This window comes from Tenacibaculum sp. SSH1-16, from assembly GCF_040104435.1.
Taxonomy (GTDB): Bacteria; Bacteroidota; Bacteroidia; order Flavobacteriales; family Flavobacteriaceae; genus Polaribacter; species Polaribacter mesophilus.
Genome location: NZ_JBECOV010000003.1, coordinates 375,964 through 397,878 on the forward strand (window position 1 = coordinate 375,964; position 21,915 = coordinate 397,878).

Annotated in this window: 20 protein-coding genes; 5 read left to right on the forward strand and 15 right to left on the reverse strand. The window is 32.6% G+C overall.

Annotation, left to right across the window (positions count from 1 at the left end; all coding sequences use genetic code 11):
* Window positions 1–383: 383 nt before the first annotated feature.
* The 5 genes from ABMY20_RS06660 to ABMY20_RS06680 all read left to right on the forward strand — a co-directional run bounded on the left by ABMY20_RS06660 (window position 384) and on the right by ABMY20_RS06680 (window position 5,565).
* Window positions 384–1,076, forward strand: a complete 693-nt coding sequence (locus ABMY20_RS06660) for an NAD(P)H-dependent oxidoreductase (RefSeq protein ID WP_239179390.1) — start codon at window positions 384–386, stop codon at window positions 1,074–1,076.
* 161 nt (window positions 1,077–1,237) lie between these two features.
* Window positions 1,238–2,404, forward strand: coding sequence for a hypothetical protein (locus ABMY20_RS06665; protein WP_159615796.1), 1,167 nt, complete (start codon window positions 1,238–1,240; stop codon window positions 2,402–2,404).
* 215 nt (window positions 2,405–2,619) lie between these two features.
* On the forward strand, window positions 2,620–3,348 hold the full coding sequence (locus ABMY20_RS06670) for a hypothetical protein (protein ID WP_349264910.1): 729 nt from the start codon (window positions 2,620–2,622) through the stop codon (window positions 3,346–3,348).
* 32 nt (window positions 3,349–3,380) lie between these two features.
* Window positions 3,381–4,358: a hypothetical protein gene (locus ABMY20_RS06675; protein WP_349264911.1), complete on the forward strand. Its 978-nt coding sequence runs from the start codon at window positions 3,381–3,383 to the stop codon at window positions 4,356–4,358.
* Window positions 4,359–4,521: 163 nt separating this feature from the next.
* On the forward strand, window positions 4,522–5,565 hold the full coding sequence (locus ABMY20_RS06680; protein ID WP_349264912.1) for a DKNYY domain-containing protein: 1,044 nt from the start codon (window positions 4,522–4,524) through the stop codon (window positions 5,563–5,565).
* 533 nt (window positions 5,566–6,098) lie between these two features.
* Here ABMY20_RS06680 and cysM read toward each other — a convergent pair.
* From cysM to thrA, 15 genes are all read right to left on the reverse strand, one after another.
* Entirely contained in the window at window positions 6,099–6,986 is an 888-nt protein-coding gene (gene cysM, locus ABMY20_RS06685) for a cysteine synthase CysM (protein WP_349264913.1), read from the reverse strand.
* A 19-nt stretch (window positions 6,987–7,005) separates the two neighbouring features.
* Complete coding sequence (gene epsC, locus ABMY20_RS06690) at window positions 7,006–7,749, reverse strand: serine O-acetyltransferase EpsC (protein WP_349264914.1); 744 nt, start codon at window positions 7,747–7,749, stop codon at window positions 7,006–7,008.
* Window positions 7,750–7,772: 23 nt separating this feature from the next.
* Window positions 7,773–8,108: a 2Fe-2S iron-sulfur cluster-binding protein gene (locus ABMY20_RS06695; protein WP_073182911.1), complete on the reverse strand. Its 336-nt coding sequence runs from the start codon at window positions 8,106–8,108 to the stop codon at window positions 7,773–7,775.
* A gap of 134 nt (window positions 8,109–8,242) precedes the next feature.
* The gene (locus tag ABMY20_RS06700; RefSeq protein WP_349264915.1) at window positions 8,243–9,298 is read right to left on the reverse strand and encodes an NAD(P)/FAD-dependent oxidoreductase; all 1,056 of its coding nucleotides are present in this window, start codon (window positions 9,296–9,298) and stop codon (window positions 8,243–8,245) included.
* Window positions 9,299–9,424: 126 nt separating this feature from the next.
* On the reverse strand, window positions 9,425–10,000 hold the full coding sequence (locus ABMY20_RS06705; protein ID WP_349264916.1) for a bifunctional precorrin-2 dehydrogenase/sirohydrochlorin ferrochelatase: 576 nt from the start codon (window positions 9,998–10,000) through the stop codon (window positions 9,425–9,427).
* Window positions 10,000–10,767 carry a uroporphyrinogen-III C-methyltransferase gene (gene cobA, locus ABMY20_RS06710; protein ID WP_349264917.1) on the reverse strand — a complete coding sequence of 256 codons (768 nt, stop codon included), beginning with the start codon at window positions 10,765–10,767 and terminating at the stop codon, window positions 10,000–10,002. The genes ABMY20_RS06705 and cobA overlap by 1 nt, the downstream gene beginning before the upstream one ends.
* A 15-nt stretch (window positions 10,768–10,782) precedes the next feature.
* Complete coding sequence (locus tag ABMY20_RS06715) at window positions 10,783–12,885, reverse strand: HEPN domain-containing protein (protein ID WP_349264918.1); 2,103 nt, start codon at window positions 12,883–12,885, stop codon at window positions 10,783–10,785.
* 37 nt (window positions 12,886–12,922) lie between these two features.
* Window positions 12,923–13,273, reverse strand: coding sequence for a 4Fe-4S dicluster domain-containing protein (locus ABMY20_RS06720; RefSeq protein ID WP_047789522.1), 351 nt, complete (start codon window positions 13,271–13,273; stop codon window positions 12,923–12,925).
* Between the two features lie 12 nt (window positions 13,274–13,285).
* Complete coding sequence (locus ABMY20_RS06725) at window positions 13,286–14,533, reverse strand: GTP-binding protein (protein WP_349264919.1); 1,248 nt, start codon at window positions 14,531–14,533, stop codon at window positions 13,286–13,288.
* A gap of 108 nt (window positions 14,534–14,641) precedes the next feature.
* A complete protein-coding gene (cysD, locus tag ABMY20_RS06730; protein ID WP_082118660.1) occupies window positions 14,642–15,547 on the reverse strand; it encodes a sulfate adenylyltransferase subunit CysD in 906 nt (301 codons plus the stop codon).
* A gap of 11 nt (window positions 15,548–15,558) precedes the next feature.
* Window positions 15,559–16,182, reverse strand: coding sequence for a phosphoadenosine phosphosulfate reductase family protein (locus ABMY20_RS06735; protein ID WP_349264920.1), 624 nt, complete (start codon window positions 16,180–16,182; stop codon window positions 15,559–15,561).
* Window positions 16,179–16,433, reverse strand: a complete 255-nt coding sequence (locus ABMY20_RS06740; RefSeq protein ID WP_073182924.1) for a DUF2061 domain-containing protein — start codon at window positions 16,431–16,433, stop codon at window positions 16,179–16,181. The genes ABMY20_RS06735 and ABMY20_RS06740 overlap by 4 nt, the downstream gene beginning before the upstream one ends.
* A 116-nt stretch (window positions 16,434–16,549) precedes the next feature.
* Entirely contained in the window at window positions 16,550–16,957 is a 408-nt protein-coding gene (locus ABMY20_RS06745) for an Rrf2 family transcriptional regulator (RefSeq protein WP_047789518.1), read from the reverse strand.
* 23 nt (window positions 16,958–16,980) lie between these two features.
* A complete protein-coding gene (locus tag ABMY20_RS06750) occupies window positions 16,981–18,147 on the reverse strand; it encodes an O-succinylhomoserine sulfhydrylase (RefSeq protein WP_349264921.1) in 1,167 nt (388 codons plus the stop codon).
* A gap of 257 nt (window positions 18,148–18,404) precedes the next feature.
* Window positions 18,405–21,803 (reverse strand): bifunctional aspartate kinase/homoserine dehydrogenase I, encoded by a 3,399-nt coding sequence (thrA, locus tag ABMY20_RS06755; protein WP_349264922.1) that lies wholly within the window; start codon window positions 21,801–21,803, stop codon window positions 18,405–18,407.
* Window positions 21,804–21,915 lie beyond the last annotated feature (112 nt).

Here is a 21,915-nt window from a genome sequence, read left to right on the forward strand (position 1 = left end):
TTATGAGTGGCTCGACTAAAATCATGTACGACGTCACCACTACGAACAGAAGATATGCTACTCCAATTAAGGTATAGAGAGTTTTCATGTAATCATTTTTAGCAACTTACATTAAAGCTACTAAATACCTAATAAAAAGTCTCTTACTAAAAAATTAATTTTTTTTCACCTTTTTAATAGAAAATTGTTTGTTTACATTCAAAACTTAGTTTATTTGTTCTTTGGAAGGTTCAACGTGACGCGCTGACGGTTCCGTTTACTTGTATTTTCAATCCAACTCCCTTGGGAAGGAAAAAATACGTTAAAAATTGTTTAATCAACATATGTAAAGGTGTTGTAGCTACTCCTCTTCTATTTTTGTCATATTCTTAAACAATTATAGTATGACTTTAATAGACAACCTAGAATGGCGATACGCCACTAAAAAATTTGATGCTTCTAAAAAAGTTTCAGCACAGCATATAGAACTTTTAAAGAGAGCGATTCAATTAGCTCCTTCTTCTTACGGTCTGCAATTGTATACCATTTTGATTATAGAAGACAGTGCAATAAAAGAACAGTTAAAAGCTGTTTCTTACGGACAAAGTCAAATTACTGATGCTTCGCATTTATTTGTTTTTTGCAATTATACAAAGGTTACCAATGACCATATAGATGCTTATTTTTCTTTAAAATCTGAAATAGAACAAGTAGACATTTCTAATTTTAAAGAGTATGCTGATTTTATTAAGTCTGACGTTACGAGCAGAACTTTGGTTGAAAAAAGCAGGTGGACTTCTAACCAAGTTTACATTGCTTTGGGGAATTTGCTAAATGCTTGCTCTGAACTTAAAATAGATGCTTGTCCTATGGAGGGTTTTGACGCCGAAGCTTATAACAAAATATTAGACTTGGATAAGTTAGGTTTAAATGCTGCTGTAGTTGCTCCTGTTGGTTATCGTTCTGACGAGGATTATTCTCAAAATACATATAAAGTCAGAAAACCTATAGAAAGTCTTTTTATAGAATATAAACAGCATAAAGCACAATCTGCAAAACATTTTCTTAAATCTGCTCTTTTATTTAGCTTTTATTAAAACTAAGAGGAGGGTATATTCATTTATCTTTTTTATATTTCATAAAATATTATAACCGTGCACGTTCCACGGTTTTTTATTTTGTTTATATTAGCTAGATAAAATAAAATTGCTAAAAATCTACCTATAAATGTTTTTATACTTCAAATAAATTAGACAAAATGCTGAAAAAAATTCTAAACTTAATTTTCTTTTTCTGTTATACTTTGGTTTTTGCACAAGAAACTGTAATAATTCCTAAGTTTTTATTTAATCCTATGGACTCCATTACAAAGCAAAGTTTTAATAAAAGTTTAGAATCCTTTTTTTTTGAGTTAACAAAAGGTAAAGTAAACGAAAATTTATTAACACCCAAAAGAAAAAAACTAACCTCTTCACAACTCCAAAAACTAGTAGATTATGAAATACGAAAAGATAGTTTGGCTTTGAAGTATAAAGACAAAAAACTAATAAATATTTATCCCTTATCCGATAAAAATAAATATTTCATCTCAATTTCATATAACTATCAGAAGCCTAATTCTGAAACAATTCTCTTATATATTGTTAATTTAATTGCAACAAAAGATAATGATAAATTTACTTTTTCAATTCCACTTGATTATTTAACTCGATACTGGAAAACACAAACTTTTGGTAATATTACTTATCATTTCAGAAATTTTATTAATACAGATAGAGCTAAGATATTTAATAAAAAAAACTCTGAAATTGCAAATAAATTAGGGGTACTACCAGAGAAGTTTGATTTTTATATGACTGAAAATTTTCAAGAAATTTCAAAGCTCTTAGGTTATGGTTATTCCCTTTTCTCTAACGGAAAATACAGAGACGGTTATGGCGTAGATTCAAAAACAATTTTTGCAATAATGAATAATGAAGACTTTTCACACGATATATTCCATTATTATTCAGGTAAAATAAACAAGCGTAGCAATCGAAATTGGATAACCGAAGAAGGTATTGCATATTTATGGGGCAATGCATATTACACTGACAAAAAAGGAGAAATGATTACGCATAAACGATTGGTAGTTGAATTAAAAAAATATCTTTCTAAAAACCCAAGCATAAGCCTTTATAAGCTTTTTAAAAGCAATAAAAAGATTTTTACAAATATAGCTCCTGAAAGTTCTGTACGCTCAACAATTTCTGGAATTATAGCTAAAGAAATTGAAATAAAAAAAGGAAATAAAGCTATTTTAAAATTAATTAATGCAGGGCGGAAAAACAAGTTGGAAAACTACTTAAAAACTATTAATCAGCTGATTGGAATTAATAAAGAAAACTTTAATGTAAGAGTGAAAAAACTCATTGAAAAATATTAAAATTAGAAATGATTGTTACCTATACCACCTTTTTACAAGTTTTTAGTAAGCCTCTCCTATCTTTAATTTGATTAATAAATAAAACTCTTAAGCATATATTTAATATATGTATTTAGCACCCTTTTTTATTTTACCTTAGCTAATAATAAAAGAGGATAAAATTGTTATTATTAACTTCTTTTTCTTATTTTAAAAACAAGCTTTTTTTAATTATAATGAGATACTACAACATAATATTTCTTTTATTACTTTTTCAAGGCTGTAATACAACTACACTTTCAGAAATAGAAGCTAATAACATTTCAAATATACAAGTTAAAATATTGATTGAGGATGGTATTAAAAAAACATCATTGAATAAAATTAATGTTTATATATCTAACGGTGAGAAGAGAATTATTAATGAAAACATAAAGGTTCTATTAAACGGACAACCTTTAAAATTGTTTATTAGAACTGGAAATTATTATGATAAATATCCTGTTTATCTAACAGATGATTTGGTACGAAGAGAATCTTATTACTTTGAAATAATTTTACCTGACAGTGCTAAATATCCAATAGCTTATATAAAGCCAAGTAAAATAACATCAAAATTCAATTTCCCTAAAAATATATCTCTAGATGAAGACTTCGTACTAAACTGGAAAACTAATAATACATTAGCAAACGTAGAGTTATGGAAACTAGTACATCAAAAAGATAAAACAAACATGCATTCAGGTGGAAGATATGCAAAATCAACAATTCATCATACTATAAATACTAAAAAAGGAAACTATAAAGTACCAAAATTGTTTTATGAAGATTCTTTAACAATTGCAGATTATTTAAAAATTAGAATTAGTAGTGAAGAAGGTGGATTGATAAACCCCAAATTAATAACAAATAGTAAAATTTCATATACGTACGCAATAGAACAAACAATTAGTTTAGAAAACTAAACAACCCTTTTTTGTTTTACAAAATAAAAAATATGGCAAGAATATATTACGATAAGAAAAAACTATACGGAAAACCGTTTAAATCAGCTACTCTTAATATTAATTCTTTCAAATACATATTTGAAAATACAATTATTGAAAAAAACTTTCCAAAAAAAATTGAGTTTACTAATTCAAAGAAAGAGATTTTTAAAACGTTACTTTTATATACAGACGATATTGAATATGATTCAAGTAAACGTAAAGTTTATATTCCAAATTCAATTATATTTTATGACTATGAAGATTATAACTTCCCTACAGAGTTTTATTTTATTGTTAGAATTGAAAACCAAATTGAAATAAGAAAATGCAATGGTGGTGAAGATATAAAATGGTTTCATATTCCAGATATGCATAAACCTGTGTCTGATTTAAGATTTATAACTAAAATAGAAGCTACTTTCTCAGAACTCATTAAACTCGTAGAAGAAAATTTAAAAAGAGAAAAAAACTCAAACAAAAAAGTAAACACAAAAAAAGAGCGTCCATCTATAAATAGTATTCAGCGAGAAGCATACAAAGAACTGACTGAAACATGTGTTTTAAACAAAAAAGAATGCGTTTTAAATCATATAGGAAACCTTAAAAACTATGATAATGACAGTGAATATTTTACAACACTTAACTATTTAATAGACCTTTTAGAAGAAGATGATATTTCGTTTATTATAAGATTAGACTGGAAAGCTGATATTAAAGATTTAGAATGGTTTTTAAAATCAACATTAAAAGATAATTTTAACTTATCTATTGACTTACCCAGTCCTAATAATTACAAAAAAAATGCATCTGTTTCTTTTGATAACGTTTTTGAGGATTTCGATAAACCTTTAAGACAAAATAATCTTCAATTAGGGTTTATAGATACTCAATCAGACGAATATGTTTTTATTTTACATAAAATTACAGATAAAAAAAGAATACAAAAACTTATTAAACTTATTGGATACAACTATTACGAAAAATAAAAGTTATTTAAGTTACAAACACTAATTATATAGTTATTTCATGAACTTAATTACAAACTACCCTTATATATCAACAATCATAATTATACTTATTTTGAATTTTATAATTAAAAAAATTACACGAGCTAAACATTCTCCTCTTCTAAAGGCATTCTTATTTATAATGGCAATTATCTCTCAAGCTTGTAGTCCTTTTGCAGGTCCTGTAGATAAATCTATTTCAGATTCCTTTTACTATTCAAAATCAAAAAATAACATCTGTTATTCTCCTATGGGAAATTGGTTTGAATTGGGTAACACTAAAATAAATGCAGATGTTGAGAGCTTCAAGGTCTTAGGAAGAGATTTTGGAAAAGACAAAAATCACCTATATTTTAAAACTCATATTATAGATAATGAAGTAGATGTTTCTACCTTTTATGTCCACAAAGACAATTACATCTGTTTCGATAAAGACCATGTATATTTAGCTGTAAACTATTTACCCCAAGATATTCAAGAGGAAAGTCAAGGAAAAAAGCACTTGTGGAAAATAGCTAAAGCTAATCCAAACACATTTCAAAAAATTGATAATGATTGGTCTAAAGACGATAAATTTTATTTTTACAACTATAAGCCTGTAAATGTAGATTATAATTCATTTACAATTATAAATAGCAACTTTGTTAAAGATAAAAATAATGTATACTCATTAAAAAGCTATAAATTACTAGCTTCTACAATAGATCCAGCTACAACTAAAAAAATCAACAATAGATATATTGCTGATAAAAACAATATTTATGATTTTCAGGAGTATCAAAATGGTAAAATGGTAGACTCTCTAATATCGATACCTTACCAAAACATCAACAATTTAACTGTTTTAAAAGATAAGTTTCTATTATTTGACAATAAGGTCGTTTATGATGGAGTAAAAATTGAGAATGCTGATGCTTCTTCTTTTGAAATAATTCAATTCCCGTATTCTAAAGATAAAAACTACGTGTTCTATCACGGAGATATAATTGAAAAAGCTGACCCAAATACGTTCAGTATATTTAAAACCTCTTTTTATTCAAAAGATAAAAACCATGTATTTGTCTATGGAAAACTATTAAAAGACGCTGATGTGGCTACTTTTGGACCAGTAAATAAAAAACATTCTTTACTGTATAAGGATAAAAATCATACTTATCGAGGAGACCAAATTGTAGAAAACAATTAAACCTACTAATAAGCTCACAAGGTATTTATAAGTAAAAGCTCTTAATTACTAAGGCAAGCTTTGAGGTGTTAATTTTTTTTAGTGGTACTATAAATATATGCCACTGTATCATAACATCATACAGTAGTATCGGATGATTTCATACACTACTGTATGAAGCTTAATACTAATTAATTATTATACGTCGTTCACCTATTATATGTAATAGAATTGGGGATATTATTGTGTAGTAAAAGCATACATTTTTTGTACGGTTTTTTATTTTGTATTGTACAGCGCTTACTTAAAAAGAATAAAAAATTGCTAAAATTATGCTTATATCAATACAATAAAGTACCCTCAACAGTTTTATTCCTTATTTAAATTAGTTAGACAATATAAATGTGCGAATAAAAATACCTGTTGCTAACAATGAATTAAAAGTAATTTAGAAAGTAAAAAACAAGAGTTTATATATTAAATTAACAGCTGCTTAAATTTAAAAATCCCCGCTTAGACGGGAATTTTTGTATTATAAAATAAGTAAAGACAGTCTATTGAAACAAATCAGAAGATAAATAGCGGTCTCCTCTGTCGCAAATAACTGCAACGATCACACCCTTATCAATCGTTTTAGCTATTTCTAAAGCTGCATGTACTGCTCCTCCACTACTCATTCCTGCAAAAACACCTTCTTCTTGTGCTAACTTTCTAGTCATGTTTTTAGCATCATTTTCATCTAACTCTACCACTTGATCTACCTTACTTTTATTAAAGAATTTTGGTTGGTATTCTGGCGACCACTTACGAATTCCTGGTATTCTAGCTCCGTCTTTAGGTTGTGCTCCTACAATTTGTACCTCTGGATTTTGTTCTTTTAAATAGGTAGAAACTCCCATAATGGTTCCTGTAGTTCCCATCGCTGAAACAAAATGAGTTACTTCTCCTTCGGTGTCGTTCCAAATTTCTGGACCTGTAGTTTTATAGTGTGCTTTCCAGTTATCGGTATTTTCAAACTGATTCAGCATAAAATAGCCTTTTTTATAGCGTAACTCTAAGGCGACATCTCTAGAACCTTCAATACCTCTTTCTGCATCCGTTAAAATAACCTCAGCTCCGTATGCACGCATAGTCTTCACTCGTTCTTCTGTAGAGTTCTCAGGCATCACCAATACCATGTTTACTCCTAACACTTTTGCCATGAGCGCTAACGCTATTCCTGTATTTCCACTAGTTGCTTCTACTAAATAATCTGCTGGACGGATATTTTTCCTTTTAATAGCTTCAGCAATCATATTAAAAGCTGCTCTATCTTTTACGCTTCCGCCAGGGTTATTTCCTTCTAGTTTTAATAATAGTTTTACGCCTTCTTTTTGAAGAATGTTTGAAACTTCTATGAGTGGCGTATTTCCTATACTATCTATAATTGTTTTAGTTTTCATGGTTAATTTGGTACCTACATCATTTAACATAGGATTTTCTAGTGGTTATTTTATTTTCTGACTCATAGGTTACAATAGAACCTTCGGGTACAGAGTTGGTTACGCAAACATTAGCGCCAATAATACTATCACTACCTATTACTACATCTCCTCCTAAGATAGTTGCATTGGCATAAATGGTTACATTACTTTCAATGGTTGGGTGCCTTTTTGTAGAAGCTAATTCTTTTTTAACTTGAATTCCTCCTAGGGTAACTCCTTGATATATTTTTACGTTTTCTTTAATAATGGTAGTTTCTCCAATTACAATTCCTGTTGCATGATCTATAAAAAACGAATCGCCAATCGTTGCTCCTGGATGGATATCTGTTCCTGTTAATCCATGCGCATATTCACTCATCATTCTTGGTAAAATCGGTATTTTCATTTTGTACAATTCATGACTCAAACGATATACAGCAATCGCATGAAACCCTGGATAGGCTAGATACACTTCACCTAAGCTTTTACAGGCTGGGTCAGTCTTTTCAAATGCCTTGGCATCTAAATCTAACTTTTCTCGTATTCCACAAAATGTTTGTTGGTATGCAGCCCATGTTACCGAAGCATTTTTGATAGCCAACCCGTTTAAAATTTTTTTAAACTTTTCTTTTAAATGATTTGCTTTTTCTTGACATACATCATTAAACAATGCGTAAAATAATTGTTTTGTAAAATTTGCTACATCATCTTTTAATGATAAATCGTATTGTTTAAATTGCATTTATTCTTTTTTTACAAAAATAACTAACTTTCAGGAGCTAACTCAACCTCTAATCCTTCTAATTCAAGTGTTATTTGAATCTGGCATCCTAATCGGCTATTTTCTTCTACATGAAATGCTTCTGCTAACATTGCATCTTCATCATCATTCATTTCTGGCAATTCATGATTTGATTTTACATAACATTGACAAGAGGCACACATCGCCATTCCTCCACAGATTCCAATAGTTCCTTCTGGAGCAAGCTCATAAGAACGAACTACCTCCATTAAATTCATTGCCATATCTGTCGGAGCAACTACCTCGTGCATTACACCTTCTCGATCTGTTATTTTTATATTAATATCTTGATTATCCATCAGTAACAATTTATTATAGGAATCAGTAGTTAGGTAGGCTATTTTAGTTTTGCTGGTGAAGGGGCTTACTAAAAATTTGTAATTACAACAAACTTATTCGCTAAACTCCTAACTACTTTCATCCTAATCCCCAATTATTCAATTGCTTTTACTACCGCTTTTGGTGCTTCTTTTCTTGTTCCATCAAAACCGTCTACACCACCAACAGTGGTATATTTCATCACATATTTTTTATCTGGATATATACGTTTATAAGCACTTTGACACATGAGTGTTGCTTCGTGGAATCCACACAAAATCAATTTTAGCTTTCCTGGATAGGTATTCACATCTCCAATGGCATAGATACCTTCTATATTGGTTTGGTAATCTAGCGCATTGTTTACTTTAATAGCGTTCTTCTCAATTTCTAATCCCCAGTTGGCAATAGGACCTAATTTAGGTGCTAATCCAAATAATGGAATAAAATGATCCGTATCTATCATGTAAGGTTCTTTCCCTTTTTCTTCTACTACAACACCTGTTACATGATTTTCTCCTAATACTGCTTTTACCTCAGCAGGTGTAATTAAGTTTATCTTACCTAAGTTCTTTAATTCTTGAACTTTTTCTACAGAGTCTAACGCTCCTCTAAACTCATTTCTTCTGTGAATTAAGGTTACCGATTTTGCTACATCTGTTAAAAAAATAGACCAATCTAAAGCAGAATCTCCTCCTCCAGCAATTACTACATCTTTATCACGGTACAATTCTGGTTCTTTAATCATATACTCTACTCCCTTATCTTCAAAATCAGCAATGTTAGGAATCGGTGGCTTACGAGGTTCAAAACTTCCCAGTCCCCCTGCAATAGCTACCACAGGTGCTTGGTGTTTTGTTCCTTTATTGGTAGTTACGATAAACGTTCCGTCATCTTGCTTTTCAATAGTATCAGCACGCTCACCTAAGGTAAACCCTGGTTCAAATTGCTTGATTTGTTCCATCAAGTTCTTAGTTAAATCTCCTGCTAAGATCTCTGGATATGCTGGAATATCGTAAATAGGTTTCTTAGGATAAATTTCTGAACACTGCCCACCTGGTTGTGGTAAGGCATCAATTAAATGACAACGTAATTTTAATAACCCTGCTTCAAAAACGGTGAATAGCCCTGTTGGACCCGCTCCAATAATTAATATATCTGTTTGTATCATGTCCTCTTTATTTTGTCACTTCGACTACGCTCAGTGACCTCTCTCTATTTTATAAATTTATAGATTTCTTCATTTTAGCCTGTCTTGAGCCTTTCGACTTCCCTCAAGATAAACTTAGGCGAAAGATTACTTTACTAAACTCTCAGTTAGCTTATTTAATGTTTCTACTTTTTGTTTAAAGTTTCCTTTGATGGTTTTTCTATAACTATTTAAGTTTTGTACTAATTGATTGATGTCTTCTGGAATTACTTCTTCAAAAAACTGACGCAATCTTTTAGCAGTTGTTGGCGATTTTCCATTGGTTGAAATAGCTACTTTTACATTTCCTTTGGTTACAATTCCGCCCATATAAAAATCACAATACGGTGGATTGTCTGCTACATTCACCAATTTATTTTGACTCCTACAATCTTTATACACTTGTATATTTACTTCAGGAACATCAGTGGTTGCAATCACCAAATGTTTTCCTTGTAAATACGTGTCGTTATAGCTATCTATTATCATATTCACCTCACCTTTTTGAGCTACTTCAACAGTTTCTTCTCTAAAAAAAGAAGCTACCATAGTTACCTTAGCATCTGGACTCGATTTTAATAAAAATCGTAGTTTTTCCTCTGCTACGAACCCTCCACCTATAATTAGCACTTCCAATTCTTTAGTCTTTAAAAAGATTGGATATAAACTATTTCTTTCTTCCATTATACCACTTCTTTTAAAGCTACTTCTTGTTGCACTTGTAGTAATTGCTGTCTGTGATTTACCACATCTCCTAACAGAATAATAGCAGGATTACTCAAGTTATTTTTAGCTACGACTTCTTCTATCGTATCTACAGTACCGATTCCTATTTTTTCTTCGGGAGTTGTTCCGTTTTGAATAATGGCTACTGGTAATTCGTTCTTTCCTTCTTGCTTAAAAAGCTGAATGATTTCAGAGAGTTTGCCCATTCCCATTAAAATAACAACCGTTGCATTGGATTTTGCTGCCAAAGCAACATCATTTGATAATTGATGCTGTTTTGTAGTTCCTGTAATTACCCAAAAACTTTCTGAACTTCCTCTTTTTGTCAACGGGATATTCTGATACGCTGGTACTGCTAACGATGAAGAAACCCCTGGCACTACAGCAACCTCCAATCCGTGTTTAGCTGCATATTCCATTTCTTCTGCCCCTCTACCAAAAATAAAAGGATCACCTCCTTTTAAACGTACTACATGTCCGTGAGAAAATCCTCTAGTAACAATCAAGTCATTGATTTGTTCTTGTTGATATCGATAGCATCCTCTGCGTTTTCCTACAAAAATTAATTCTGCATTCGGATTCACATATCCTAACAGTTCATTATTCACCAATGCATCGTACAATACCACATCAGCTTGTTCTAATGCTTTGATGGCTTTTAAGGTGATTAAATCAGCATCTCCTGGTCCTGCACCTACTACGGTTAATTTCGGTTGATTTTTCATTGGACTCTCCTTTTTTTAACTTTCTACGGCTGCCTTTCTATAAACATCTACTGTTTTATAAAATGCTGTTGCACTTTCTAAATATGCTTTTGCAAAAGCTTCCGTAGGTTCATTCTTATTAATTTGATAAATCAATTCTGCAAATGAACTTGATAATTCTATTTTATTTGTTGCTACAAACAGTTCATCAAAATTGGTAATGATTCCTGCCTGTGTATTGGTTTTTGCTCCTTCTGCAGTTAACAAGGCTTTAGCAGTGTTTACCATAGCTGCATAAGCGTGGTAAATACTATCTGACCATTGTTGATTATTCAAGGCTTGTGAAGCATTTTCTATCTTTTCTTCACTTTCAAAAAGTAAGGTTGCTACTAAGTCTATTACCACTCCTGCACATTCCCCTACCCCTATGGCTTTTACATAATTTTTATCGTGACCCCAATCAATAAAATCATCTTCCGTTAAATTGGTGGTGTCTGATAACTCTTTTAAAAGCTCATAGAAATATGTTTTTCCTTGTCTATCGTAATAGCTTAAGAAGTCTTCATTGGGTTGTTTATGGCTTTCAAAGTTGTTTAATAAGATTCGTAAAGATTCTGGTCCTCTTTTACTTGGTATTTTTATCAACTTATCAGCAAAACGACCATTTCCTTCTCCTAAAACTCCTCCTCCAACTAATACTTGTAAAGCTGGTGCTAATAACTTTCCTACTTTTATAGACATTCCTTGAAAACCAATGTGCGCCATGTTGTGTTGTCCACAAGCATTCATACACCCACTAATTTTAATGGTAATATCTTTGTTATTTACATACTGTGGATATTCAGCTTTTAACACATGTTCTAACTCTGCTGCAATTCCTGTACTGCTAGCAATACCTAAATTACATGTATCGGTTCCGGGACATGCAGTGATATCATTCAAACTATTATATCCTGCGTCTGCAAAACCTAACTTTTTTAATTCTGTATAGAAAAATGGTAAAAACTCCTCTCTTACGTGACGAATCAAAATATTTTGACGTAGCGTAAAGCGTAACTCATTTGCACCATATTTCTTGATTAAATCAGCTAACAAACGTGCTTTATCGGTATAAAAATCTCCTAAATGTACTTTAATGCCTATCGCGTATAACCCCTCTTGCTTTTGCTTGAAAACATTCGTTGTTTTCCAGTTTTGATACGCTTCTTTATCTTCAATTACTACAGATGGAACTTCGTTGGTTTCAAAAACAATGTCTTGTTCAAAGTCGGTAGTATTTATCGGGTACGTTTTATATGCTAATGCATTTCTTTCAGCTGCAACCAGTTCTAAGAAAGCATCAACACCTAAATCTTTCACTAAGAATTTTAAACGAGCTTTGGCTCTTTTAGCACGTTCTCCGTAACGGTCGAACACACGTAACACTCCTTCAATAGTTGGTATCAATAAATCTGCTTCTAAAAACTCATAAATTACATCGGCATGACGTGGTTGTGACCCTAATCCTCCTGCCAATAATACCTTGAATCCTTTTACTTCTTTACCGTCAACTGTTTTCGTTTTTGCAATGAATCCTAAATCGTGAATAAAACTCAACGCGGTATCTTCTTCTGTTGCAGAGAAAGACATTTTGAATTTTCTTCCCATTTCTTGACAGATTGGATTACGCAAGAAAAATTGAAAGGTTGCGTGTGCATACGGTGTTACATCAAACGGTTCTTTCGGATCGATTCCCGCAGTTTCTGAAGCTGTAACATTACGTACTGCATTACCACATGCTTCACGTAACGTAATATCGTCTTTCTCTAACTGTGCCCATAATTCAGGGGTTCTGTCTAAACTTACGTGGTGAATTTGAATATCTTGACGTGTCGTAATGTGTAAACGACCACGAGAATATTCGTCAGAAACATCCGCTATTCTATGCAACTGTTCACTCGTAACTTTACCATACGGTAATTTTATACGAATCATTTGTACCCCAAACTGACGTTGCCCGTAAATTCCTCTGGCTAGACGTAAGCTTCTAAAACGTTCTTCATCTATTTTTCCTTCGTTAAACAAACGTATTTTACGTTCTAACTCTAGGATATCCTTTTCTACTAAAGGGTTTTCTATTTCTGATCTAAAACTTTGCATGTGGTTTTTTAATAGTTGTTTGCTTATAAAAGCGTTGTTATTCGTTATGTAAGAACTCTTGCTTTGCTAACAATTGTTCTTCTGTTTCTACATGTGCATCATCTGGCACACAACAATCTACTGGACATACTGCCGCACATTGTGGTTCTTCATGAAATCCTTTACACTCAGTACATTTATCGGGTACTATAAAATAGTACTCGTCTGATACTGGTTCATTCTCCTCGTCTGCATTTACAGAAGCTCCATCTAATAAGGTTACATTTCCTTGTAATGACGTTCCTTCGCTATATTTCCAGTCACTCGCTCCTTCATAAATGGCTGTATTTGGGCATTCTGGTTCACAAGCCCCACAGTTAATGCACTCATCTGTAATGATTATTGCCATAACTTTTATTATTTACTTGATAAAACCAACTCCTGATGTGGTATTGGTTTTTGGATTGATGATTATAAAGGCTCCGTTAGCTTTGTTTTCCTCATATGAATCAACAAACAATGGTTTACTTACTTTTAAACTCACTTCTCCAATTTCGTTTAGTGATAATTGAGTTGGAGTTTCTTCTTTTCCAGAAAAATCGGTACGAATTAAAGATGTTAGTTCTGTTATTTTTGCTTGCGCATCATTTACACCATGCTTGATGTAATATTTTTGAGAAGCTTGTAATGGTGCTTTATCCATCCAACAAATAGTAGCTTCTAACTGTTTTACCACAGATGGTTCTTCACCTGTTTTAACCAACATATCTCCTCTACTTACATTTACATCATCTTCTAAAGTGATGTTTACAGAGCTTCCTCTTTTTGCTCTTGCATATTCTTTATCAAAAAATTGAATGCTTTTTATGGTAGATTTTGTTGCTGATGGTAATACTGTTATACTATCTCCTACTGCTAAATCTCCTCCGTATAATTTCCCTGCATACCCTCTAAAATCGTGATATTCATCCGTTTTAGGTCGAATAACTGTTTGTACTGGGAAACGTGCTTTTGATACTTCTTGCGTATCTTCAGACCCCAAGTTTTCAAGGTAATTCAGTAAAGTTTCTCCTTTATACCAAGGGGTGTTTTCTGAAGACTTCACAACATTATCTCCTTTCAAAGCTGAAAGAGGTATGAATGTGATATTTTGATTTTGATAGTCACTCTTCTTTGCTAAATATTCTATCTCACCTTTAATCTGGTTAAATTTCTCTTCTGAAAAATCTACCAAATCCATTTTGTTTACAGCTACTATCACATCTTTTACTCTCAATAAATTATTGATAAAGAAATGACGATAAGTTTGTTCTACCACTCCATTTCTGGCATCTACCAAAATGATAGAAGCTTGAGAATTTGATGCTCCAGTAACCATGTTTCTGGTATACTCAATGTGACCAGGAGTATCAGCTATAATAAAACTGGTTTTAGGTGTTGAGAAATATATGTGAGCTACATCAATAGTAATTCCTTGTTCACGTTCTGCTACCAACCCATCTGTGGCTAAAGAAAAGTCTAAGTAATCAAATCCACGTTGTTTACTTTTTTCTTCTATCGCTTCTAATTTATCTTGGGTTAATGATTGTGTATCGTATAAAATTCGCCCGATTAGTGTACTCTTTCCGTCATCTACACTTCCTGCTGTTGCTATTTTTACTACGTTCATATTTTATGTTGTTGGCGATTGGCTATTAGCCTTTAGCACTTGCCTAGTTTTATTTTGTTATTAATTTTCATATTGCTAACAGCCAAGAGCTAATAGCAAAAACCTTTTTTAAAAATATCCTTGTTGTTTACGTTTTTCCATTGCTGCTTCAGATCGTTTATCGTCAATCCTTGCTCCTCTTTCTGATATGGAAGATTCTCTAATTTCGTCTACTACTGTATCAATATCTATTGCATCTGATAAAACTGCTGCCGTACAACTCATATCTCCTACTGTTCTAAAACGAACCATACGCTCTTGTACTTCTTCTTCCTCTTCTCTATACACAACTTCATCATTTGCAGACCAGATTAACCCATCTCTAATAAAAGTGGCTCTTTTATGAGCGAAATAGATGGATGGAATTTCAATTTGTTCTTGTTGTATATACGACCATACATCTAACTCTGTCCAGTTAGAAATTGGAAAAACACGTACATTTTGACCTAAATCAATTCTTCCATTTAGCATGTCGAACAACTCTGGGCGCTGATTCTTTTCATCCCATTGCCCAAAATCATCTCTTACTGAAAAAATACGCTCTTTAGCTCTCGCTTTTTCTTCATCTCTACGCGCTCCACCGATACATGCGTCAAAACCAAATTCTTCAATGGCATCTAATAACGTTTCGGTTTGTAACATGTTTCGGCTAGCGTACTTTCCTGTTTCTTCTTTTACTTTACCAGCATCAATATTGTCTTGTACTTCTCTTACGATTAACTCAACACCTAATTCTTCTACCAAACGATCTCTAAATTCAATCGTTTCAGGAAAATTATGTCCTGTATCGATATGCAATAAAGGGAATGGAATTTTTGCTGGATAAAATGCTTTTTGAGCAAGTCGCACCAGTGTTATGCTATCTTTGCCCCCCGAAAACAATAACACTGGTTTTTCAAATTGCGCGACTACTTCTCTTAATATATATATGGCTTCACTTTCTAAAGCTCCTACTTGTATCGTTTCTGTATTCATAATCATGTTCTTTAAATATGTAAACCACATTCTCTGTTACTTTCTACTTTTGTGGGATCGAAGTACTTAAACTCGTTAGGTAATTGATGCTCTTCTAAATAAGCATCTAACTTCTCATCTGACCAATGGTAAAACGGACTCACTTTTAATATTCCATCTTTACTTCTTGAAACAATATCAATACTATCTCTAAAAGCTGTTTGTCCTTTTCTTAAGTTGGTAAACCACACATTTGGTTTGTGCTCTTCCATCGCTCTTTTAAAAGGCTCTAACTTCACTTGCTCAGTAAATACCGTATGTTTTGGATCATCAACTGTTGGTAATCCTAAAGTGATATTTCTGTGTGCTACCGTTTGTTTAGGTACATACAACTGAATGTTTAATTGTAATTTTTCAATTAACTCTTCAGCATGTTTATAGGTTTGTGGAGTATTATATCCTGTATCACACCAAATAACATCTATACTGTTTTTTACTGATGCTACTGCGTGTAAAATGGCTCCTTCATAGGGACGAAAGTTTGTAGTTACTACGGCTTTATTTACTTGTAGTAATGCCCAAACAATAATCTCTTTTGGAGATTTGTTTTTTAACTCTGCGTTTACTGCTTCTAAATTCATTGTTTCTATACTCATTTTTTGCCCCATTTAATACTGTTCCAAACTCTTTCGTGAAAAAAATACAATAGCATTTTTGTTACTAATTCTACAGCTCCAATTGAAAAAGCTGTTTTTACTTGTCCTGTAATTACCCATGATATTAATATTGTATCTATGGTACCAACAACTCTCCAACTTATTGATTTTATAATGCTTCTTAGTGGCTTTTCAGAAAGCTTATCTTCTTTATAATTAGCTTTATTTTCTACTACTTGTTCTACAATCATTTTAAAATACCATTACCCTATCGGAATACTAGGTTTTAAGTCGACAAATATACAGATGCTTTTTAATTCTCCAAGGGGAAATCAAAAAAATATTTGAATTTTACAATTTGTTAATACTACACTAAATCTGCAAGTGTGTTATTACGAAGTACTTGTAGCGTATTATCTCTTACTTGAATCATTAGTTTGTGTACTGAGCATGCTTCTTCATCTGGACAGTCATCACATTTTTCATAATAATTCAAACTAACACAGGGTACCATAGCAATAGGTCCTTCTAGTGTTCTAATAACATCAGTCATTTTAATTTCGCTCGCAGGTTTTAGTAAATAATAGCCTCCACCCTTTCCTTTTTTTGCTCCTAAAATCCCTGATTTTCGTAAGGTAAGTAATATGCTTTCTAAAAACTTGTGTGAAATATTTTCGTTTTCTGAAATGGTAGCTATTTGTACCATAGTGCCCTTTTCTTGTTTCGCAATAAAAGTAAGCGCCTTAATTCCGTATTTTGTTTTCTTAGAAAGCATATCACAAATATATGCTTTACTTCTTAATTATTTAATGCTTGATTTAAATCGTTAATTATATCCTCTACATTTTCTAGTCCTACCGAGCATCGTACCAATCCATCTGTTATTCCTACTTCTAATCGATCCTCTTCACTTAACTTACTGTGAGTGGTTGATGCTGGATGTGTTACAATCGTTCGTGTGTCTCCTAAATTTGCTGATAATGAGCATACTTTTATACTATTTAAAAAGTTGCGTCCAGCTTCAATACCTCCTTTTACTTCAAAAGCGACAATGTTTCCTCCCAATCGCATTTGCTTTTTTGCAATTTCATACTGTGGATGCGACTTTAAAAATGGATACTTTACCAAGTTGACCTTCGGGTGCTCTTCTAAAAACTGCGCCACCTTCAACGCATTCTCGCAATGTTTTTCCACTCGTATCGATAAAGTTTCTAAGCTCTTAGACAGCACCCAAGCATTGAATGGCGACATTGCAGGTCCAGTGTTTCTTGAAAACATATAAATTTCTCTTATCAGTTCCTCTTTTCCTACTACAACACCTCCTAAAACACGTCCTTGACCATCTATTAGTTTTGTAGCTGAGTGAATAACCAAATCTGCTCCAAATTTGATAGGATTCTGTAAGTACGGAGTTGCAAAACAATTGTCTATCACTAACAATAAATTGTGCTTCTTTGCAATGCTTCCTAACAACTCTAAATCTAAAATATCAACTGCTGGATTTGTTGGAGTTTCAGCATACAATATTTTTGTATTCGGCTGAATTAAACTTTCAATCCTATCTACCTCATTAATTTTAAAATAACTCGTTTCTATATTCCATTTAGGTAAATACTTTGTAAACAAGCTATGAGTTGACCCAAAAACAGAGCGACACGATACTATATGATCTCCCGCATTTAACAGAGCTCCAAAAGTTGAAAACACCGCTGCCATACCGGTTGCAAACGCATATCCTGCTTCGGCACCTTCCATAGCCACTATTTTATTGACAAATTCTGTGGTATTCGGATTTGAAAACCTGCTGTATAAATTCTTCTCCTTTTCTTCTGCAAACGATGCTCGCATATCTTCAGCATCATCAAATACAAAACTTGAGGTTAGGTATAAAGGTGTAGAATGCTCTGAAAATTGTGAACGTTCTGTTTGCGTTCGTATGGCTTGTGTTTCAAAATTTTTGCTCATGTTGTTTTTTTAGATGTTTGACCGCTTCGTTGTCAGATAAAAGAATCAAGATTTTTGGGACTTAGTTCTTCTACCTTTTTTCTGATGTCACTTCGAGTAAAATTATTGAAATGAAATAAAAATAATTTTTGTATCGAGAAGTATTCTAATCGTTCTCGATACAATTTTTACTTCGTTAACACTCCATAAAAATCACTCGAACTGACAAAGGCTTTAGTAAATCTTATCTCTATTTTCTTGGTTCTTGTTTCTTTCTACTAATTGTTATTCTTTGCTAATCGTAAGATGTCTCCAAATACGCCTCTAGCGGTTACTTTAGATCCTGCTCCTGCTCCTTGAATAACAATAGGTTGTTCTCCATACGACTCCGTATAGATTTCAAAAATTGCATCAGAACCTTTTAAACTTCCTAAAGGTGAATTCTCTGGTACAGATACTAATTTTACATCTAACTCTCCTTTTGTTTGTTGTAAATCTCCATGTAAATCTCCTATATATCTCAGTACGTGCTTCTCTTCCTGTGATTCTTTTTGCTGTTGAAATGTAGCATCTAGTTTTTCTAAGTTTCCTAAAAACTCATCAGAAGATATTTCTCTAAACTCCTCTGGAATCAAGTTTTCTATCTGAATATCCTCAAATTCATTTTCTAAATCTAATTCACGTGCCAAAATCAATAGTTTTCTGGCAACATCATTTCCACATAAATCCTCACGCGGGTCGGGTTCAGTAAATCCGCTGTCAATTGCTTCTTGTAATACGGTTGAAAACGGCACGTCTTCCGAAGAAAATTTATTAAACAAATAACTTAACGAGCCCGAAAACACACCTCTAATTCTCGTGATATTTTCTCCTGAATCATGTAGCAGTTTAATCGTATCAATCAATGGTAACCCTGCACCTACATTGGTTTCGTACAAGTAACTCTTATTATTTTTATCTAACGCTTTACGCAATTCTTTGTAAAAATCATACGAAACGGTATTGGCTATTTTGTTAGAAGAGACTAAGTCAAACCCAGCATCGACTAACGGAATGTAATTTTCTATAAAATCTACACTTGCTGTATTGTCTACTGCTATTAAATTTTCTAAATGATGTTCTTTTGCATAGTCAATTACACTATCAACTGTATGCTTATCTCCTACTGCTTTTTCAAGCTCATTCAACCAATTAGCTCCAACTCCATTTTTCTCTAATAATACTTTTTTAGAATTAGCAATCGCAAAAATGTTCAGGTGAATTTTACGTCTTTCTAAAATTGATTTTGAGTTCTCTAGAATTTGTTCTATCAAAGTTCCTCCTACTAATCCTTTACCAAAAACAGCTATGTTTATCTTTTTAGCAACTCCAAATACTTGACCGTGAATCACATTTAACGCCTTGTGTAACTGTTCTTTTTTTACCACCAAGCTTACATTTTTACCTGTAATGGTATTGTTAAATAATAAAGGAACTATTTGATTCTTAATCAACGCATTGTATGGCTGATGAAACTCACTTAAATCTTGACCTATAATTGAAATTACTGATACTTCTTCCTGAATTGAAATTTGATTTACATCTTTTGTTTGTAAATCATTTTCAAACTCTTGCTCTAAGGCTTTTACAGCAGCAGTTGCATTCGATTTGTCGACCACTAAACCAATTCCTCTTTCTGAAGAACCTTGCGAAATAATGCTCACGCTAATTCCATGATTACTCAATGCTTTAAAAATACGTGCATCTACCCCTACTTTACCTAACAAACCTCTTCCTTCAAAATTGATTAAAGCAACCTTGTCTAAAACCGATAATGATTTGATTCCTTTTAAGGTTGACTTTGCTGTAATAAGCGTTCCATTATCGTTAGGATTGAAGGTATTTAAAATTCGTAGATTGATATTCTTCTCTAACAACGGAATAATTGTTTTAGCATGTAAGATGTTCGCTCCAAAGTTTGCCAATTCATTTGCTTCTGAAAATGATAATACTTCTATCTTCTTAGCATCTGCTACCAAATCAGGATTTGCCGTGAAGATTCCATCAACATGGGTATAGTTTTGCAACTCTTCCGCATCTAAATAGTTTGCTAACAACGAGGCGGTATAATTACTTCCATTTCTACCCAACGTAGTAGTTTCGTTTTTTAGGTTTGAAGCTATAAACCCTGCTACCACATTCACAGTTGTTCCGTTATATTGTCTAAAGTGATTTAATACATTTTCTTTAGAAATTTCAACAATCGATTGCCCTTTGCCAACTATCTCATCCGTTTTTAACAACGTTCTTGAATCTGTAGCTAGGGCATTGATTCCTTTTTGTTGTAATAAATCTGTTACCGTTTTTATCGATAATAACTCACCTTGAGCTAACACTTCATCTTTTATCTTTTGGCTATAATCTCCTAACAAACTAACTCCCTCAAACAACTTTTCTAAGCGATTAAATTCCGTAGAAAAATCTACTAACGGAGTTAATTTCGTTTGCTCATATCGAAATGCTTCTAATTGTTCTTTAAAAGTTTTATTTTTAGCAGCTCTTTCTAAGAGTTCTTCCAGTTCATCTGTAGCATTTCCTCTTGCTGATACTACCAGTGCTATCTTCTCTCCATTATTAATTTTCTGTTCTATGATAGACACTACATTTTGTATCCCTTCATTCGACAAAGATTTTCCGCCAAACTTTAAAATTTTCATTCTTTTATTTGTTGATTTTTGATTGAATATAGGTTCAATAATTTTTTCTAATTGCTTGTATTCTATTAAGAAAGCGTCATGCCCATGATCTGAATTAATTTCATTATAGGTTACATTCGCATGGGCAGATGCCAGTTGTTTATGTGTTTCTCTGTTTTCTTCCGCAGTAAAAAACAAATCGGAATCTACGCCTACAATATGGATGTCTGCCTCGATTCTCTCTAATACATCTAGCTCTTCTCTTCCTTTTGTTACATCGATGGTTTTTAATAACTGATTCATCAATTTATAGGATGCTAACTGATAGCGTTCTTGTAATTTTTTTCCGTGATGTAGCAGCCAGCTTTCTACATTAAAAATCTGTAACTCTTCATTTTTTGAACGCTGAAAACGTTTTTTAAACGATTCTGGTGTTCTATAACACAACATTGCATGCATACGTGCATCATGCACAGGGTTACTAGAATTGGTTAAAAATTGCTCTTGTATTTGACAATTCGCTATTAACCAATCGGTCGATTTCCAATCAGTTGCTACAGGAATTAAATGCTCGGTAATTTTCGGATTCAACACAGCCATTTCCCATGCTATTCCACCTCCTAAAGATCCTCCTATCAACGCAAATAATTGTGTTATGTTGAGTTGTTCTAGCCCTTGTAGAAAAATGTTTGCAATATCACGTGCTACGAAACTTTTGTAATCATCTATTAAGAAATTATCATAACCATTTCCTGGAATGTTAAAGCACAAAATGGTATATTCATTAGTATCTATAACCTTGTCTTCTCCTATTAAATCTTGCCACCAACCTTGGCTTCCTGCAACATTGCTATTTCCTGTGAGTGCGTGGTTAATAAGTACCACAGGAGCGGTACCCAATGCTTTTCCAAAAACTTGATAGCTTAACGGAATTGTATCGAATTGTGTACCGCTTAATGTGGTATAACTAAGAATATTAATATGCTGCAAATCATTTTTCATTACCTATATTTTTATGGGCGTTCCCCTAAAGGGTCGGGCTTTCCGTTATATCTTTTGTTGGTTCTCGATACTTGCTTCGCAAACTTGAACTGACAACAAAAGGATGCCACTT